Genomic DNA, 19,073 nt, shown 5'->3' on the forward strand with positions numbered 1-19,073 from the left:
CAATGATGTTCATGGTGTGGACACAGAGCGATGTATTGAAATACCACCAGCTTAAATAAGACGGCCGTATTTTTTTAATCTTGATGCTATTAATTCGTATTGGAATATTTGTCATTTATCCTATTTTATTTATTTAAAAATAGTGCTATCCAATGGTTACAGTGGTAATTCATTTACGTAATACGACTGCCAAGCGCTTCTTTTACATAGGAATTCATCATGAAGCCCAAAAAAACAGCAGCATCGCAGGATGCCACGCAGTCTGAATACGACGAAAGTAGTGCGTTATTAAGTGCATTGGACCGCTCATTAGCCATCATTGAGTTTGATCTCAACAGTCGCATAATTGCGGTTAATCAAAACTACCTTGATTATTTTGGCTATCAACGTGATGAAGTCATTGGTCAACATCATCTTATGTTTTGCCATCCACAATATGCCAGTAGCGACGAGTATCAGACACTGAAGAAATCTTTACTGGCGGGGAAGTCCGTTGAGGGCCGTTTTGAACGATTGCACAAAGACGGATCCACGGTCTGGCTGGCCGCCATCTATCAACCGGTACCAGGCCCAGGGGGTAGCGTTACCCGGATGGTGAAAATTGCTAAGGACATTACTTTTTTAATTGAGCAACAAAAAGCCACTCAAGAGTGGGTAGAACTTTTAACCCAATTAACTGATCGCAGCGACAGCGCAATGTTTATTGCCGCTAATAGTGATCACGGGCAACAAGCAGTTTATATTAATCAAGGTTTTACTAAGTTATTCGGTTATACACCCGAACAGGCTCTGGGCCAGAGCATGGTCGATTTACTCCAGAGTGCACATCCTGAACAACTGGGGTTAATTGATTCCACTTCGCCAAATTCACATCAGCAATTACTACCCAAAGAGTTATTCTACAGCAAAGACAAACAGCCGCATTGGTGTTCCGCCATTATCAACTCGCTAGTTGATGAGCAGGGTAAACCGAGTTATAGCATTGGTGTGTTGACTGATATCACGCTGACCAAAATGTATGAAGTGTTGCAATATAAGGTGCTGGAAGCACTGGTTAAAGAGCTGCCACTGGAAGAAGTGATGTCTTTGCTGTGCCGCGAAGTTGAGCGGATTGCCCCCGAGGTGACCGCCAGTATTTTGCAAGCCAGCGGGCACAACTACCTCAGCCATCTCGCAGCACCCAACCTACCCCTGATTTATACTGCGGCGCTGGCCTGTGTGCCTATTGGCCCGGTATCTGGCTCATGTGGCACCGCCGCATTTCGTAAAGAACCGGTTGAAGTCCATGATATTGCCACTGACCCATTATGGGAGAACTATCGGCACCTAATTCTACCCCATGGTTTGTTAGCTTGTTGGTCGACGCCTATTCTGTCAAGCCAGGGGGATGTTCTGGGCACATTTGCCTTTTACTACAAAGAAGTGCAAGGCCCCAGCGAGTTCCACCATCAGTTGGTCAAATTAATCGCAAATTTGTGCTCATTGGCGATGGAACGGGAGCAATCACGTCAGCAAATTCAGCATTTGGCTTTTTATGACTCCCTGACTGGCTTGCCTAACCGCACTCAGTTTCTGGTTTATGCCAAACAAGCTATCGCCCTTGCCGCTGAAATGGATTACACACTGGCAGTATTAATCATTAATCTGGACCGTTTTAAACAAGTTAATGATTCACTCGGCCTGGCCGCCGGTGATGAATTACTTGCCTTGATTGCCCAACGGTTGCGCAACGACATGCCAAAAAGTGACATTATCGGCCGCTTATCGGGCGACGAGTTTATTATCATTTTAGCCCCCTGCACCATGCAGCAGGCTACCGTGAAAGTTGAGAAAATGCTCAGTCTGCTGTCTCAGCCCTGTCAGATAGCCAACGTCAATATTATTCCTTCGGCCAGTGTCGGGATCAGTTTGTATCCTGAGAATGGTTTAGAAATGGATGCGCTGATGAATCACGCCGACATTGCCATGCATAAAGCCAAGAATATGGGACATGGTCATTTCAATTTCTTCAGTGCAGAGATGAATAATCTCAATCAACAGCGCCAGGATATGGAAGATGCTCTGCGTCATGCATTTCATATCGGGTCTCTTGAGTTATTTTATCAACCACAAGTGATGTTAAAAGATGGGCACCTATATGGTGTGGAAGCCCTTAGTCGCTGGGTTCACCCCATACTGGGGAACATTCCTCCACAGCGTTTTATTCCTATTGCTGAAGAGTGCGGGCTGATCAACGAACTGGCTCTGTGGGCGATTGAGACGGCTTGTCAACAGTTGGCGGACTGGCGTTTACGGAGTATTGATGTGCCCTCGGTTTCAGTGAACTTATCGCCGACCAATTTCCATAATCCAGGCTTGCCGGACATGATTTTACATATCTTGCAGCATTACCACTTGCCGCCGCAGGATCTCACGCTGGAAATCACCGAAGACATATTAATTGCAAATAATCCGGCGATTTTTGCCACTATAGAAAAAATTCATCGACTGGGCGTGCGTTTATCAATGGATGACTTTGGTACCGGCTATTCCAGTCTGAGTTATCTGCGCCATTTGGATCTTGATGAAATCAAACTGGATAAAAGTTTTGTCCATGATCTTGAGCATGACGAAACCAGCCGAACGTTAAGTGAGGCGGTGATCCGTATTGGTGAAAGTTTGCAACTATCAGTGATTGTCGAAGGGGTAGAAAACGAGGCGCAACGTACATTATTGAGCCGCCAAGGTTATCAAATAGGCCAAGGTTTTCTTTTTTCCGAGGCATTACCTGCCGTGAAACTAGAACAGTGGTTAGAGCATCGCACGACTAGTAGCAGTAGCTAATCAATAACAAGAGATTAATTATTAGTTGTAGTACCCTATTAGTCGATTTAGAACACCAATAGGTGACATTGTCACTATCGTTTGGTTGGCTATGGCTAACCTTTTCATTCGTCGATAAATTCTTTATTCTTGTCGCCTTTGCAATCTGGATGTTGTTTTTTTGTTATGCAAAAATTTCTTTTTCTGCTGTTAAGCCTGATTCTGCTCGGCCCATTGGGCATCGACCTCTACTTACCCACGATTCCCGCGATAGCCAAGGGGCTAAACAGTAGCGAGTCGCTGATTCAATCCACTATTGCCTTGTTTATTCTGGTACTGGGTATTGGTCAGCTGATTGCTGGGCCATTAGTCGATAAGTATGGGCGTAAACCCATAGCCATCATCGGTATTATTCTCTACATGCTGGGGGCCGCGATGGCTGCACTGGCAGTCAGCCCGCTGATGTTTGTCAGTTCTCGCCTGTTACAAGGTGTCGCTGTTTGCTGTACTGCGGTGGTGGCATTCAGTGGGGTGCGTGACCGCCTCAACGGTAATGAGGCCGCGCGCGCTTTTGGTTTCCTTAATGGGACGTTAAATATCGTACCCGCATTGGCCCCCTTGCTCGGTGGTTTATTGGCGGAAGCCTTTGGCTGGCGCGCCCCATTCTGGTTCCTGGCGTTATATGGCTTGCTGGTATTAATTCTGATAATTATCTTCCTGCCAGAAACACGGCCAGCGGGTACCCAAGCCGTTAAGGGCTTGCCGATAAAGAACTATCTGCGCATCTTACGTGATGACCGTTTTCTGATTTTCGCACTGGTGAACGCGGGCGCTATGGGCATGGCCTTAACTTATGTCTCGCTGGCACCCAACGTATTGATGGTGGGCGCAGGACTCAGTCCATTACAGTTCTCACTGGTGTTCGGTGCCAATGGCTTTTGGATCATGGCGGTCAGTTTTATTGCTAACCGTATTATCCAAAAAATCGGCCGCCCTACCTGCCTGATGACCGGCAGCCTGTTGATGGCGCTGGGGTGTCTAGGGTTATTATTTGGTCTGACGCAACTGTCGGCAGAAATACAGCAACACTGGCTGGTGTATATGTTACCCGTTGCCAGTGCCTGTGCCGGTTTAGCCTTTATGATGGGGCCAGCCACCAGTTATGCATTGGAGCCCTATGCCAATGAAGCCGGTGTCGCCTCCGCGCTGGTGGGTTTTGTGCAAATGGCCGGGGGAGCTGGATTAGGCTTGCTGGCAATGTCCTTACCAATTGAGCCTAAATTATCACTCGCCATCGTAATGCTGGCAGGGTGTCTACTGGCTTGGCAGGCACGCCGTGCCAGTAAGCATGTCCGTGGTAACTTGCAGAAAATAAACTAAAAACAACCTAAGTGCGCTCGGTGATGACGCTAACGCGACTCGCCAGTGCACACATCAACTCATACCCCACGGTGCCTGCCGCCGCCGCCACATCATCGATAGGAAGATTATCCCCCCAGATCTCAACTTTACTCCCCATTTGTGCCTGCGGACAGGGTGTCAAATCTACGGTTAGCATATCCATTGAAATCGACCCCACCGTATGAGTCAGTATGCCATCCACCCTGATGGGCGTGCCGCTGGGAGCCAGCCGTGGATAACCATCAGCATAACCGCAGGCGACGACACCGATGCGCTGTGTGCCTGTGGCACTGTAGCGGCTGCCATAGCCAACACTGTGCCCTGCTGAGAGCGTCTGTATGGCGATAATTTCGCTGTGCAGCTCCATTACCGGGCGCAATCCAATGCCAGCGATATCGCTTACATCACCACTGGGTGACGCGCCATAGAGGATAATACCTGGCCGCACCCAATCAAAGTGGGTTTCAGGATTGCGCAATATTGCCGCCGAGTTGGCAAAGCTGCGCGCAGCCACCAGATGCCCACTGGCCTGCTGAATCTGCGTGAATTGCTCGCTGGCACCAATATGGTTATCTGCATTGGCAAAGTGGCTCATTAGCGTCACCTTGCCGATGTTATTTATACTGTTAGCCCATTGCCAGATGGCCTCTGCCTGCCCGATGGGAAAACCTAAGCGATTCATGCCGCTATTAAGTTTTAAATAAATATCGAGTGGTGTGCTCAGCCGCGCCGCTTTGATGGCGTCAAGCTGCCAGTCACTGTGTACCACGGTGGTTAACCGGTAGTGGTCGATCAGGACTATATCTTGCGCACGAAAGAACCCCTCAAGCAGCAAAATTGGCCCTTGCCAGCCCTGTTCACGCAACATTATCGCTTCATTTAAATCCAATAACGCAAAACCATCGGTTGCATCCAGCCCTTGCCAAATGCGGGCCAGACCATGGCCGTAGGCATTGGCTTTTACCACTGACCAAATTTTAGCGGCCCCGGCAAGACGGTGAACAATACTGAGGTTATGGCGTAAGGCAGATAAATGAAGCGTAGCGGATATCGGGCGAGGCATGCTTTTTCCTTCTTGGGCGGTATTCAATTATTTACAGCCCGCCAGTGGGCTGTAATGATCAATCGGCGCCTTTTAGCGCACAGGGTGAATGTCGTGTAAAGGCGTGATATTCAGTGGCCGAAAGCCCGCGCTATAACGCGCGACAGATAAATCATCCGCCAGAATCGCTGGGCGACGCCCATACATAATATCAGCCAATAATTGACCCGACCCACAGGCCATGGTCCAGCCCAAGGTGCCATGGCCGGTATTCAGATAGAGATTCTTAAGCGAGGTTCGCCCGACAATGGGCGTACCATCAGGTGTCATCGGGCGCAGCCCGGTCCAGAACGTGGCCTGACTGATATTGCCCCCATGAGGGTACAAATCACCCACCACCATTTCCAGCGTCTCACGACGTGCTGGTGCCAATTGAGTATTAAATCCAACGATTTCCGCCATCCCCCCAACCCGAATCCTGTCATCAAAGCGCGTAATGGCAATCTTGTAGGTCTCATCCAGCACGGTGGAGAAAGGTGCCGAGGCCGGATCTGTAATAGGAATAGTGAGTGAATAACCTTTTAGTGGATAAACAGGAATCGAGACCAGCCCGGCTAACAGCTCCGTAGAGTAAGCACCGAAGGCCACTACATAGGCATCAGCGTTAATAATATCGTCGCCACACAGCACACCGGCGATTTGGTCACCGTCCACCAGCAATTTATCCACCGAGCGATTGAACACAAACTTAACCCCAGCCCGCTCGGCCATTTGGGCTAAGCGTTCAGTAAACAGTTTGCAGTCGCCGGTTTCATCATTAGGTAAACGTAAACCACCGGTCAGTTTATGTGCTACTTTCGCCAATGCCGGTTCCACTGTTGCCAGTTGATCAGCCGTTAGCAGTGAATATGGCACCCCCGCATCATCTAACACCGCAATATCCTTGGCGGCGTTATCAAATTGCTGTTCGGTACGGAACAGTTGCAGTGTTCCCCCCTGACGGCCTTCATACTGAATACCGGTGTCTTCACGCAGCTCTTTTAAACAGTCGCGACTGTATTCTGCCAGACGCACCATACGGCTTTTGTTGAGCATGTAGTGGGAAGTGTCGCAGTTTCTCAGCATCTGCCACATCCAGCGTAGCTGGAAGCTGCTGCCGTCAAGGTGGATTGCCAACGGCGCATGGCGTTGGAACATCCATTTAATGGCCTTCAGAGGAACCCCAGGCGCAGCCCAAGGTGCCGCATATCCCGGCGATATCTGACCTGCGTTACCGGCACTGGTTTCCTGCGCGGGCCCCTGCTGACGGTCAATCACCGTAACATCATGCCCGTCTTTGGCTAAGTACCAGGCACTGGCTACCCCCACCACACCGCTTCCTAAAATGACAATGCGCATACCTTCCTCCCCCCAAACAACACCTAAAGCATAATATTCTGTTGACAGAAAATTAACTCAGCAGAAAAATCTAGCCAACATATTAATGCCAGGTCGTGACTTAATTCACAATTAATTTACAATGCAATTACTTTTCAGTTCAATAGCGTTAGGAAAATAGCGATAAGATGCTATTTTTGCCCAATTAAACGTCTAAAAGGAGAGAAAGCGCCATAATACCCACAATTAGCAGCATGAATAATTGGCATGTTGTGTAAGACTCTTTTACTAGTTTTATATTCCATAATTAGACCAATAAATCAGAATAATAATCTATAAAATCTAATTAATCGTACAGACTGATACGACAGCAATGATTCTGGCACGAACCGGCAGTCAACCTACCTGTTGTTTGAAAGATGGCGGATATTCATTGACATAAGGTCTTGCCATGCCTCAACTTGTTAATCTTGAGCTAGGATTATTGAAGTGACCAGTATTTTGCAGGGTTATAAAACCGTGAGGATGCGCTATGACAACTTCAACACCGAAACAAACCGCGCAAGATAAGCGCCTGACTGACGGCCCAGACTGGACATTTGAATTGTTGCAGGTCTATCTGGACCAAATAGACCGGGTGGCAAAACATTACCGGCTAGATACTTACCCCCACCAGATAGAGGTTATTACCTCCGAACAGATGATGGATGCCTATTCAAGTATCGGTATGCCTATCAACTATACCCATTGGTCTTTTGGTAAGAAATTTATCGAAACAGAGCAAAAATATAAGCACGGTCAGCAAGGATTAGCGTACGAGATTGTGATTAACTCCAATCCTTGCATCGCTTATTTAATGGAAGAAAATACTATTACCATGCAAGCCTTAGTCATGGCTCACGCCTGCTATGGACATAACTCTTTCTTTAAGAATAATTACTTATTTCGAGCCTGGACCGATGCCAGTTCGATAGTGGATTATTTGTTGTTTGCTCGTCATTACATCAGTGAATGCGAGGAACGTTATGGGGTGGAAGAAGTAGAGCGGCTACTCGACTCCTGTCATGCCCTGATGAATTATGGGGTGGACCGCTATAAACGTCCGCAAAAGATCTCTTTAGTGGAGGAAACCGCCCGGCAGAAAAGCCGCGAGGAGTATCTGCAAAGTCAGGTCAACTCGTTGTGGAAAACCCTACCGCGCAAGGATCGAGGGGAAGTCCAAGCCCAGGCTCAACGCTATCCCAGTGAACCGCAGGAGAACCTGCTCTATTTCATGGAGAAAAATGCTCCGCTGCTGGAGTCATGGCAACGCGAAGTGCTGCGAATAGTCCGCAAAGTCAGCCAATATTTTTATCCACAAAAACAGACACAAGTGATGAATGAAGGTTGGGCCACCTTCTGGCATTACACCATTCTTAACCATCTGTACGATGAGGGTAAGGTCACTGACCGCTTTATGATGGAGTTCTTGCACAGCCACACCAACGTTGTGTATCAACCGCCGTATAACAGCCCTTATTACAACGGTATTAACCCGTATGCCCTTGGCTTTGCCATGTTCCAAGATATCAAGCGTATTTGCCAATCACCGACGGAGGAGGACTATTATTGGTTCCCGGATATCGCCGGTAAAGATTGGTTGGATACGTTGCATTTTGCCATGCGCGACTTTAAGGATGAAAGCTTCATCAGCCAGTTCTTATCACCGAAAGTAATGCGTGACTTCCGGCTATTCACCGTGCTGGATGATGATAAGCATAACTATCTGGAGATTTCAGCCATTCATAATGAAGAAGGTTATCGGGCTATACGTAATGAATTGTCTGCTCAATATAACTTGAGTAATCACGAACCAAACATTCAGGTATGGAACGTTGATCTGCGCGGAGACCGCTCCCTGACCCTGCGCTATATTCCTCATGATCGGGCACCACTGGATAAGAGCCGTCAGCAAGTGATGAAACATATTCACCGGCTATGGGGGTTTGATATTCATATGGAACAACTGAATGACGATGGCTCGATTGAGCTACTCGACAGCGTGCCGCCAAGAGCCAATAAGCTCTAGCACAGGGCAGACGAGGTGGATAACCGCGCGAGCTATTGCGCTACATCTTGCCATGAAAAAGGGGCATTTAATGCCCCTTTTGCGTTGCAATTTTACGCGATATTCGCCTAACGGCGTGCTTCGGCCAAATCACTTGGCATCGTGCCCTGCATGCTGTGCCAAATAGCACCACTCTCTTTACCGTATGCTCTCAGGCACTCTGACACCTGATCATGGGCTTTTTCATCACACAGCGTTGACAGTTTGCTGTAGAAAGTCAGTGCCAGCTTACGGGCTTCAGGATTCGAGAAATAGTAACGCCCAACCCGGGTATAAAGCCCTTTCATGCCATTTAGGATCAACCCATAAATAGGGTTACCCGAAGCAAAAGCCAAACCACGGAAAATACCGTAATCCAGTGCGGTGAAAGCCTCGGCGTGATCATCAACTGTTTGAGCTTGTGCCAGGATTTCCTGTGCTTTCTCTGGATGATTACGGATTGCCGTGCGAACGAAGATGGTAGCGATATTTGTTCTGACTGCCAGTAAGTTGTCTATCAATTGTGGCACGCTGTCGTGGTCAAGTCGCGCCAGTGTTTCCAGAATATTAAGACCAGACGTTTCCCAAAAATTGTTTACTTTCGTCGGTTTACCATGCTGAATAGTGAGCCAGCCATCGCGGGCTAAGCGTTGTAACACTTCACGCAATGTAGTGCGAGTCACTCCAATCAGCTCTGAAAGTTCACGCTCCGCGGGCAAAATAGTGCCTGGAGGGAAGCGATTATTCCAAATACTTTCAATAATATACTCTTCCGCGAAACCGGCAGGACTTTGCGCCTTTATAACCATATTTTTGACGTTCCGTAGCGATACATATCAGCAATTTAGTGCGCTCATCATACCAGACGACGCTATCGTGACATAGCATCAGGACCGAACAAATGGTGAAAGTAGTCATAAAGTTGCAAAAATTGCGCAGATGGAATGATGTACAGATTATACGTATTGCTTTTAGAGCAATGACGTAAGGTAAAATGTAACTTTAGGCAGTAATTGCACCATAATAATTTTAATAAGGAGACTGTAACTCACAATGGATATGACCATTAGACAAGCTGTACTCAAGAATTTTCTGGGGAATTCACCTGATTGGTACAAGCTGGCAATTATCGGGTTTCTCATTATTAACCCACTGGTATTCTTTTTTGTCAGCCCATTTATTGCTGGCTGGATGTTGGTGGTCGAATTTATCTTTACACTGGCTATGGCGCTAAAATGTTACCCACTGCAACCGGGGGGTTTATTGGCCATTCAAGCCGTTGCCATCGGTATGACCAGCCCACATCAGGTGGCAGAAGAAATTGCTAATAATCTGGAAGTGCTGCTGTTGTTGGTGTTTATGGTGGCAGGTATCTATTTCATGAAGCAGTTATTACTGTTTGTATTTACCAAACTGCTGCTGAACATTCGCTCAAAAATCGTTCTTTCATTAGCCTTCTGTGTCGCCTCTGCCTTCCTTTCGGCATTCCTTGATGCCTTAACTGTAATCGCCGTGGTTATCAGTGTTTCTGTTGGTTTTTATACTATCTATCATCATGTTGCATCAAACCATACCGATAAAGATATCACCGACGACAGTTGGATCGATAATCAGGAAAACCGTAAAACGTTGGAGCAATTCCGCGCTTTCTTGCGTAGCCTGATGATGCATGCGGGTGTGGGTACTGCGCTGGGTGGCGTAATGACCATGGTTGGCGAGCCGCAGAACCTGATTATCGCTAAGAGTGCCGGTTGGAACTTTACCGACTTCTTTATTCGCATGCTGCCCGTGACGTTACCCGTCCTGTGTTGCGGATTATTGGTTTGTCTGCTGGTAGAACGTTTTAAACTGTTTGGTTATGGTGCACAGCTTCCCGAGCGCGTTCGTCAGGTTTTGACTGACTATGATCAACAAGCCAGTGCGAAACGGAGCAAGCAAGAGAAAGTGAAGCTTCTGATTCAGGCCTTGATCGGTGTTTGGTTGGTGCTCGCATTGGCCCTGCATTTAGCCGAGGTAGGCTTGGTCGGATTATCGGTGATTATACTCGCCACCTCCCTCTGCGGAATTACCAATGAACATGCACTGGGTAAGGCATTTCAGGAGGCATTGCCTTTTACTGCCCTACTCACGGTGTTTTTTGCCGTGGTTGCCGTCATTATTGAGCAGAGCCTCTTCTCACCGATTATTCAGTTTGTTTTACAATCTTCACCATCAGCACAGTTATCACTGTTTTATCTGTTTAATGGCTTACTCTCTTCGGTATCCGACAATGTATTTGTCGGTACGGTTTATATCAATGAGGCGCGCACTGCATTTGAGCACGGTATTATTTCGCTTCAGCAATTTGAGTTATTGGCTGTTGCCATCAATACCGGGACCAACCTCCCCTCAGTTGCCACACCGAACGGCCAAGCCGCTTTTCTGTTCCTGCTAACCTCCGCGCTGGCCCCTTTAATTCGTCTTTCTTATGGGCGCATGGTGTATATGGCACTCCCCTATACTATTGTGATGACCCTCGTCGGTCTGTTAGGCGTGGAGTACTTATTAGTGCCAATAACCGAATGGATGATGCAAAGTGGCTGGATAAGTTTGCCTCATCTGGCAGCCGGAGCTAGCATCACACATTGATCGCTTGCATTATAGTATCTGCCAGCCCTACACTTTTGGTCGCCGCGGGGGCTGTTATTAGCTTCGAGGGATTATGGGCTGGCAAAACAAACCAAATATCTCACCCAAAGTAAAATTCAGGCTTGTGATAACTTGTCACGCGCGAGAAAGAGCTGATTTTTGCCTAATTTTACCTTTGGGTGGCTGGCAGCAAAGATGAATTGGTTTACACTGCCGGTACAATTGCTTACTGCATGGAAAATAAAGATATGTTGCAATTCCTTAACCGCTGCTCTAAAGGGCGCGGTGCTTGGCTTTTAATGGCCCTGACTGCACTTGCACTAGAATTGGTCGCACTCTATTTTCAACACGTGATGTTGTTACAGCCTTGTGTAATGTGTATTTACGAACGTGCTGCGTTATTCGGTATTCTCGGTGCGTCGTTGTTGGGTGCCATTGCACCTAAATCGCCCTTGCGCTACCTGGCAATCTTTATCTGGATCTACAGCGCATGGCGCGGTGTTCAGCTAGCCTGGGTACACACTATGCTGCAACTCCATCCTTCACCGTTCACGACCTGTGATTTCTTTGTCAGCTTCCCGTCATGGCTGCCACTAGACAAATGGCTGCCCGCTATTTTTGTTGCCAGTGGTGATTGCTCGGTAAAACAATGGGCATTTATGTCATTAGAAATGCCGCAATGGTTGGTCGGTATCTTTGCTGCATACTTATTGATTGGCGTATTGGTGCTGATCAGCCAATTCGTTAAACCGAAAAGACGTGACCTGTTTAGTCGATAATTTCAAACATATCTTTATCTGACAATGGCACCTCAGGGTGCCATTTCTTTTGGATGACAGTGCATTAACGGATGATCCCGCGCGCTGAGCGAGAGAAAAAAGATTTATAAGACTGAAGTATTTGCCATTCTCTGGCCAAAACCTCAATGTCCTGACTGACATCCGCCACCAACTTACCGGTATGGTAAATAAGCTGATAGGCGTTTTGAACCGCTTGGCAATCATCACTGTTCAACCAGTCGTCCCCCATTCCTGCTGCTCGGATACCCACCGGCACGGCACGATTACCCCCCGCAATCACATAAGGGGGGATATCCTGCACCACGCAGGCGCTTTCATTGACCAAGGCATGGGTGCCAATAACACAAAACTGGTGCACAGCACTGGCCGCGCAGATAATGGCGAAATTATCGACCTCTACATGTCCGGCTAATCCTACATTCGACGCCAATAAGCAGTGGTTACCGATAATGCAGTCATGGCCAATATGCACATGATTCATCAGACTATTGTCATTACCGATACGTGTTATACCGTGTCCTTGAGCCGTGCCACGGTGTATCGTGACATTTTGCTGAATCAAATTGCGGTCGCCAATGATAACCTGGGTAGGCTCCCCCTGGTACTTAAGATCCTGATTAACCTCTCCAATAGAGGAAAATTGTCCAATATTATTGTCACATCCAAGCTCGGTAATACCATTAATTACAATATGCGATTTAAGCACCGTGCCGGAACCAATAGTGACTTGAGAACCAATGTAACAAAAGTGACCAATCTGTACATTCGCACCAATCACCGCACCCTTCTCAATAATTGCAGAAGCAGAAACTATCGCGGTGTTATCAATCAAGCTATTTAACTCTCCAGATGGAGGACTCACATTACTACTTTGTGGGTAACTTCAGCGTCGACTAAGGACTAATCCATCCAGTGGTTTAATCAAATTTACAGCCATAAATGGTCATACAACGAAAAAAGGCCACCATAAGGCAGCCTCATTTTAATTCGATTATAAACTAGTTAAGCTGTGGTATGGGTACAAATGTACTGATTAGCCTGCTCACCATCAACCACCGCCAAACGGATTGGCAGCGCGGAAATATTGAGAGAAGCAATAACTTGCTCCTGGCTGTTGGCATTTTGGAATATTAACGCCTCGCCCTGACCTTCTGGATTAACTTTTACAAACTGGAACACTGATTTATCAATGGTCAATTGCTGATTCGGGCCGTCTAACACTGCGGTCAGGCTGCCTCCCTCTTTCAATTTACAATCAAGATTTATCAATGAGGCCCCAGCGGCCTGAACCTGGTGCGAAATGCTACCTAAAGTAGCAGATATGCCGATGATAACAGCGGCCAACGTTGAATATTTCATTTTATTAAGTTTCTTGGTTAAATTTCGGCGTTAGTATGCCATATCTGGCGTCTGAATAGGCATCTGTTGTCTGAGAGGCTTCAATATAAATTACATATATATCAATGGTTATCTGGCCCACTGCGGTTTATTCAAAATGTGGTCTTGCCAGTCGATAACCTCGCTCTCACGTACGGCAATATGGCGTACCGAGATCCGCTCACCGTGCATCGCAGATTTTGAACCGGCTAACAGTGGATGCCAACTCGCCAGGCCACGCCCCTCGCCCACCATCCGATAAGCACAGGTGGGTGGCAACCACTCAAACGTTACCAAATTCTCTCGGGTTAACTTGATGCAGTCTTCTTCTAATTCAAAGCGGCGCTCATAATTACGGCACTGGCAGGTTTTGAGATTGAGCTGATCACAGGCCACATTGGTGAAATAGATTTCATCCGTGTCCTCATCAATCAGTTTATTCAAGCAACATTGGCCGCATCCGTCGCACAGTGATTCCCATTCACTATCTGACATTTCAGCGAGTGTTTTTTGTTGCCAAAAAGGAAGTTGTGACATATCGGTATCCGGTGTGAATAAATGAGCGGGTCGTTATAGACGCTTTGGCGGTCAGATGCAAGTGTTGCCGCCCAGCCTGATGGCATAAGCGGTAGCGATGCTCTTAGATTATGCGGGTACTCAACGTTTTACCATTTAGCATAACTTTCAGCATATCGCCTGATTTCATCGGCCCGACGCCCTGTGGAGTGCCCGTCAGAATGATATCGCCAGCACGCAAAGTAAAGAAACGGCTGATGTAACTGATTAGCGGAATGATGGGGGTGATCATATCACGCGTGTTGCCTTGCTGACGGACCTCATCGTTAATGATAAGCGATAAGTCAGCCTGTTGCGCATCACCAAACTCCGCCACCGGTATAAAACCGGAAATCGGGCAAGAACCGTCAAATGCTTTCGATTTCTCCCACGGCTGACCAGCCTTTTTCAAGCCAGATTGCAGCTCACGCAGTGTCAAATCCAATGCGACACCGTAACCGGCGATTGCGCGTGCCACTCGGTCTTCACTGGCTTGTTTTAACGGAGTACCGATCAAAACGGCTAATTCTACTTCATGATGAACCTCACCGAACTCTTTCGGGATCGATACCGGCTGGCGAATATCACATAGCGCTGTTTCAGGTTTAATAAACAGCACCGGTTCAACTGACACAGTACTCCCCATCTCTTTAATATGTTCGGCATAGTTACTGCCAACGCAAACCACTTTACTCACTGGAAAATCCAGCAAAGCCCCTTGCCAGTCTCTATGTTGATACATACTGCCTCTCCTGAATTAACATCCTGTCTGAATTTACATCTTGATTGGCTCTTGCCGCAGCGACACAACCAAGTCATACCACGATTAGGTGTTCGCAGACATTATTGACTTACGCTATCTGCCATCATACCAATACTAATAGCGAAATAGTAAGAACGGTTCCAGTGCATAATGGTACGAAAATTATCATAAACCAGAAACGCCCGCCCTTGCACATCATCAGGTACGATGACCCAAGCCCGGAGATCTGAGTTGGCAAAGTTACCGCCGGGTATCGCCATTACCCCGAGTTGCTGCCATTGGGCGACGCTTTTGGCTTGGCTGTCTTTTAAGCCCGCCAGCTTAATATCAAATCCTTCGGGCAGCGTCGCTTCCTGGCCCCAATCAACACCCGGTTTCCAACCTTCAGTAGACAGATAGTTAGCTGTCGAAGCAAAGACATCATCGATATTATTCCAAATATCAATTTTCCCATCGCCATCCCCGTCAGCGCCATAGGTCAGGAAAGAGCTAGGCATAAATTGACTCTGCCCCATCGCACCAGCCCATGATCCTTTCAACTCGGGGTCATCAACTTTGCCTTGCTGAATGATTTGCAATGCAGCTATCAGCTCTTTAGTGAAGAATGCCTCACGCCGCCCTTCAAATGCCATGGTGGATAAGGCAGAGATGACATCCTCTTTACCTTGAAACTTGCCAAACCCACTTTCCATGCCCCACAGCGCCACGATGTAACGCTCAGGCACACCATAGCGCGCAGTAACTTGTGATAACTGAGGCTGATAGCGCTGATAAATCTCTTTACCTTGCGCGACTTTCGCCTCTGTCAGAACTCTGGTCAGGTAATCATCCAGTGTGACTTTCTTTTCTAACTGATTGCGGTCTGACTGAATGACTCGGTCAACAAAATGAATATTGGCAAACGCTTTATCAAGCGTAGCCTCGCTGATCCCCTTTGCACGAGCTTGGGCCTTTAATTGTTCGACATAAGCAGGAAACTGCGCTGGATCACGCCCTTGCTGGGATAATGTCATTTTAGTACTGTTCTTGGCCGCAGCCGGTGGTGAATCCAGCATGGTTGGTGGCGCGGTTGCTGGTGTTGGTGCCGCAATCGGGGCCGCAGCATTTTTATTGGCACATCCCACTGAGATGAGCGTCACCAGAGCAACTGCAATCATTGACAATTTCATCGACGCATTCCTGTGTAAAACAACAACCAGAGAGGAAGCTGGAAATATAAAATCAACCGGGGCTGATACATGGACATCCACCTTAGGGTTGTGATGGATGCCATCACGGTAGGCAGTTTTGATGAAAATCAACGTTATACGGTAGTATCGCCCAAGTGCATTTTCAACAAACTTTCGAGTGGCGGTGGGACTTGCAGATAAAAACCCTGCTCAATGAGTGCACTTTTTACCTTCTCGACATCCGCTGTCGCCAACGTTTTGCGTTCATTTAATGAAAGCAGCATCGCAAATTGCGGCTTGCCAAAACTGGTAAGTAATTCAGCCGGCACTCTGGAAAAATCATCTTTCTTTTCAATATATAGGTAGGTTTGATCCCGTTTCGGGCTTCTATAGATAGCACACAGCATGTTTGGACTCTATTTGATAAATTCAATAATGAGACTGTATATACCCTAAATCATTCGAGTTACAAGAAGGCGGCCAACGCACATGCAGCTTGAAGTATTACGGGTATAGTTAGCATAGTATTATAACACGCTAGCCTGGCTCAGATGCTTGGGATATCAATAGATATTGATGCCTATACTGCTAGCACAGGGATCAGATACAGCATATTGACGTTTATCATTTTCGGCGCGCCGAGCTGGGTAATGTTCTTGCTGTTGGCATTTAGCCTGCTTTTCGTTTTCCCGTTTTGCCGCTTCGGCATCTATCCGCGCTTTCTCCTCATCCAATTGCTTTTGCCATGACTCAGCACTTGTCGCCACCGATCCAAGCGCCTTACGTTTTTCAAGATAATCGGTGGGAACCTTACTGTCTTTTGGGATTTCGGCGTGATAGCCAAAGTCAGCCCATGCAGTAAATGCAACAGGTAAAGCCATAACACAGATAAATGATAGTGGGATGAAATTCCTTTTCATCGTTGATGTTCCTCAGATAGATTGATGCAGAAACCGCAAAATATCACAAAATGATTATCATTCTCAATATAGAATCATTAAAAATAGCACTGATTAGTGCCATTTATCACTCAGCTTTAATTACCCATGCCAGCGGCAATGTGGTGATACACAGATTACTGGGTGAGATTTCTCTGAAATAATAGTGTGAGGTATTTCACTAAGTCGATAATAACCACACTCAATATCTCTATTTCATCATCTTGAAAGTGATAATAATGGTGAGTCATTACTCTATTTTATAAAAAACAACTTCATCTGATAAAAAAATGACTCATCTCTGATTAAAAATGGTCACTTTTATGGGCGACGTCAAACCCGCCATCAGCATGTTTGCTTGTTGAAAAAATACACAATTTAACGGTGGGAGTGATAACCGCCAAATATAGGCAGGTCAGGGCTAGCGAATAAGCGGAAGTTATGCTGTAATTTCTTGTCAGATTGAAGTCATTATGACCTTAAGATTTCAATATATTGATACGGATAGATTTATCTTTATATTACCTATAACATGCTTGGGAACATCAGAATATTGTACCCCGAGTGGTATTTTGGGGATTAAACGTAGCTGAAACTGAGTCAGGATAGATGTCACAATCGCCAATTGAGTTAAAAGGCAGTAGTTTTACCCTATCGGTCGTTCATTTACACGATTCACGACCGGAGGTAATCCGTCAGGCATTGCAGGAAAAGGTGGATCAAGCCCCCGCTTTCCTGAAAAACGCCCCTGTTGTGATTAACGTTGCAACGTTACCAAACGGTGCTAACTGGAAAGATCTCCAACAGGCTGTCACTTCAGCAGGTCTGCGTATTGTTGGCATCAGTGGTTGTCAGGATGAGCGTCAAAAACGGGCGATAGCACGTGCAGGTTTGCCGTTATTGAGTGAGGGTAAAGGCCAGAAAATGGCACCCGAGCCCGTTATCAGCCCGCCGGAAAACGCGCCGACCAAGACACGTATCATCAACACACCTGTCCGTTCCGGCCAACAGATTTATGCCCGTAATTGCGATTTGATTGTTATCAGCAGTGTCAGTGCCGGTGCTGAATTAATTGCCGACGGCAATATTCATATCTATGGAATGATGCGAGGCCGTGCGCTAGCAGGTGCATCCGGGGATGCCCAATGCCAGATTTTTTGCACACATTTAGGCGCTGAGCTCGTCTCTATCGCGGGGCAGTACTGGTTAAGTGACCAGATCCCGCGTGAGTATTTTGGTCAGGCCGCACGTCTGCATCTGCTGGATAACGCATTAACTATACAACCTTTAAATTAAGCCCTTTTGACAAGGAATCCATTTCATGGCACGCATTATTGTTGTTACATCGGGTAAAGGGGGCGTTGGCAAGACCACATCAAGCGCGGCTATCGCAACCGGCTTGGCCCAAAAAGGTAAAAAAACCGTCGTTATCGATTTCGATATCGGCCTACGGAATCTAGACTTGATCATGGGATGTGAACGCCGGGTAGTTTATGATTTTGTTAATGTGATTCAAGGTGATGCCACTTTGAACCAAGCATTAATAAAAGATAAGCGTACAGATAATCTGTACATTTTACCGGCTTCTCAGACGCGCGATAAAGACGCCCTGACCAAAGAGGGTGTTGAAAAGATTTTAAACGATCTTGGCGATATGAATTTCGAGTTTGTGGTATGCGACTCCCCTGCGGGTATCGAAAGCGGCGCTTTGATGGCGCTCTATTTTGCTGACGAAGCCGTTATTACCACTAACCCTGAAGTCTCCTCGGTTCGTGACTCTGACCGCATCCTCGGGATACTGTCCTCCAAGTCGCGCCGCGCAGAGAATGGCCAGGATCCAATTAAAGAACATCTGCTGTTGACCCGCTACAATCCTGGGCGTGTTAATCGCGGCGATATGCTTAGCATGGAAGATGTCCTCGATATTCTGAGGATCCCACTGGTTGGCGTTATTCCAGAAGATCAATCTGTATTGCGCGCCTCGAACCAAGGCGAGCCAGTGATTCTGGACAAAGAGTCAGATGCCGGTAAAGCTTATGACGATACCGTTGACCGTTTGCTAGGAGAAGAACGCCCCTTCCGCTTCATCGAAGAAGAGAAGAAGGGCTTCCTGAAACGCCTTTTTGGGGGATAAA

General features: G+C 47.1%; 18 protein-coding genes. 7 read left to right on the forward strand and 11 right to left on the reverse strand.

Annotation, left to right across the window (positions count from 1 at the left end):
• Nucleotides 1-219 precede the first annotated feature (219 nt).
• The gene (locus tag A6J66_006375; GenBank protein ID PNM23857.1) at nucleotides 220-2,823 is read left to right on the forward strand and encodes a PAS domain S-box protein; all 2,604 of its coding nucleotides are present in this window, start codon (nucleotides 220-222) and stop codon (nucleotides 2,821-2,823) included.
• A gap of 165 nt (nucleotides 2,824-2,988) precedes the next feature.
• On the forward strand, nucleotides 2,989-4,182 hold the full coding sequence (locus tag A6J66_006380) for an MFS transporter (GenBank protein PNM23858.1): 1,194 nt from the start codon (nucleotides 2,989-2,991) through the stop codon (nucleotides 4,180-4,182).
• A 7-nt stretch (nucleotides 4,183-4,189) separates the two neighbouring features.
• Here A6J66_006380 and alr read toward each other — a convergent pair whose 3' ends face one another.
• Together alr and A6J66_006390 are read right to left on the reverse strand one after the other, a co-directional pair.
• Nucleotides 4,190-5,266, reverse strand: a complete 1,077-nt coding sequence (alr, locus tag A6J66_006385; GenBank protein ID PNM23859.1) for an alanine racemase — start codon at nucleotides 5,264-5,266, stop codon at nucleotides 4,190-4,192.
• Nucleotides 5,267-5,338: 72 nt separating this feature from the next.
• On the reverse strand, nucleotides 5,339-6,643 hold the full coding sequence (locus A6J66_006390) for a D-amino acid dehydrogenase (GenBank protein ID PNM23860.1): 1,305 nt from the start codon (nucleotides 6,641-6,643) through the stop codon (nucleotides 5,339-5,341).
• A gap of 511 nt (nucleotides 6,644-7,154) precedes the next feature.
• Between A6J66_006390 and A6J66_006395 the strand changes: the two genes are divergently transcribed.
• The gene (locus tag A6J66_006395; protein PNM23861.1) at nucleotides 7,155-8,690 is read left to right on the forward strand and encodes a SpoVR family protein; all 1,536 of its coding nucleotides are present in this window, start codon (nucleotides 7,155-7,157) and stop codon (nucleotides 8,688-8,690) included.
• A 107-nt stretch (nucleotides 8,691-8,797) separates the two neighbouring features.
• Here the strand turns inward: A6J66_006395 and A6J66_006400 are convergent, their stop codons facing one another.
• Nucleotides 8,798-9,517, reverse strand: coding sequence for a fatty acid metabolism transcriptional regulator FadR (locus tag A6J66_006400; protein ID PNM23862.1), 720 nt, complete (start codon nucleotides 9,515-9,517; stop codon nucleotides 8,798-8,800).
• Complete coding sequence (locus A6J66_006405; protein PNM23863.1) at nucleotides 9,465-9,689, reverse strand: hypothetical protein; 225 nt, start codon at nucleotides 9,687-9,689, stop codon at nucleotides 9,465-9,467. Before A6J66_006405 ends, A6J66_006400 begins: the two co-directional genes overlap by 53 nt.
• 72 nt (nucleotides 9,690-9,761) lie before the next feature.
• On the opposite strand from A6J66_006405, the gene A6J66_006410 reads away from it, so the two are divergent.
• Together A6J66_006410 and A6J66_006415 are read left to right on the forward strand one after the other, a co-directional pair.
• Complete coding sequence (locus A6J66_006410; GenBank protein ID PNM23864.1) at nucleotides 9,762-11,336, forward strand: sodium/proton antiporter NhaB; 1,575 nt, start codon at nucleotides 9,762-9,764, stop codon at nucleotides 11,334-11,336.
• 248 nt (nucleotides 11,337-11,584) lie between these two features.
• On the forward strand, nucleotides 11,585-12,115 hold the full coding sequence (locus A6J66_006415; GenBank protein ID PNM26913.1) for a disulfide bond formation protein DsbB: 531 nt from the start codon (nucleotides 11,585-11,587) through the stop codon (nucleotides 12,113-12,115).
• Between the two features lie 64 nt (nucleotides 12,116-12,179).
• Here the strand turns inward: A6J66_006415 and A6J66_006420 are convergent, their stop codons facing one another.
• The 7 genes from A6J66_006420 to A6J66_006450 all read right to left on the reverse strand — a co-directional run bounded on the left by A6J66_006420 (nucleotide 12,180) and on the right by A6J66_006450 (nucleotide 16,881).
• Nucleotides 12,180-12,968 carry an acyl-ACP--UDP-N-acetylglucosamine O-acyltransferase gene (locus A6J66_006420; GenBank protein PNM23865.1) on the reverse strand — a complete coding sequence of 263 codons (789 nt, stop codon included), beginning with the start codon at nucleotides 12,966-12,968 and terminating at the stop codon, nucleotides 12,180-12,182.
• A gap of 170 nt (nucleotides 12,969-13,138) precedes the next feature.
• Nucleotides 13,139-13,495: a hypothetical protein gene (locus A6J66_006425; protein PNM23866.1), complete on the reverse strand. Its 357-nt coding sequence runs from the start codon at nucleotides 13,493-13,495 to the stop codon at nucleotides 13,139-13,141.
• A gap of 108 nt (nucleotides 13,496-13,603) precedes the next feature.
• Nucleotides 13,604-14,050, reverse strand: a complete 447-nt coding sequence (locus tag A6J66_006430) for a YcgN family cysteine cluster protein (protein ID PNM23867.1) — start codon at nucleotides 14,048-14,050, stop codon at nucleotides 13,604-13,606.
• Nucleotides 14,051-14,153: 103 nt separating this feature from the next.
• Entirely contained in the window at nucleotides 14,154-14,810 is a 657-nt protein-coding gene (locus A6J66_006435; GenBank protein ID PNM23868.1) for an isomerase/hydrolase, read from the reverse strand.
• 101 nt (nucleotides 14,811-14,911) lie between these two features.
• Nucleotides 14,912-15,844: a lytic murein transglycosylase gene (locus tag A6J66_006440; GenBank protein ID PNM26914.1), complete on the reverse strand. Its 933-nt coding sequence runs from the start codon at nucleotides 15,842-15,844 to the stop codon at nucleotides 14,912-14,914.
• A gap of 290 nt (nucleotides 15,845-16,134) precedes the next feature.
• Nucleotides 16,135-16,407 carry a hypothetical protein gene (locus A6J66_006445; GenBank protein PNM23869.1) on the reverse strand — a complete coding sequence of 91 codons (273 nt, stop codon included), beginning with the start codon at nucleotides 16,405-16,407 and terminating at the stop codon, nucleotides 16,135-16,137.
• Between the two features lie 156 nt (nucleotides 16,408-16,563).
• The gene (locus A6J66_006450) at nucleotides 16,564-16,881 is read right to left on the reverse strand and encodes a hypothetical protein (GenBank protein ID PNM23870.1); all 318 of its coding nucleotides are present in this window, start codon (nucleotides 16,879-16,881) and stop codon (nucleotides 16,564-16,566) included.
• 666 nt (nucleotides 16,882-17,547) lie between these two features.
• Between A6J66_006450 and A6J66_006455 the strand changes: the two genes are divergently transcribed.
• A complete protein-coding gene (locus A6J66_006455) occupies nucleotides 17,548-18,234 on the forward strand; it encodes a septum site-determining protein MinC (protein PNM23871.1) in 687 nt (228 codons plus the stop codon).
• A gap of 25 nt (nucleotides 18,235-18,259) precedes the next feature.
• On the forward strand, nucleotides 18,260-19,072 hold the full coding sequence (minD, locus tag A6J66_006460; GenBank protein ID PNM23872.1) for a septum site-determining protein MinD: 813 nt from the start codon (nucleotides 18,260-18,262) through the stop codon (nucleotides 19,070-19,072).
• Nucleotide 19,073: the final 1 nt, after the last annotated feature.

The sequence above is a fragment of the Yersinia enterocolitica genome (assembly GCA_002082245.2).
GTDB classification, from domain to species: domain Bacteria; phylum Pseudomonadota; class Gammaproteobacteria; order Enterobacterales; family Enterobacteriaceae; genus Yersinia; species Yersinia enterocolitica_E.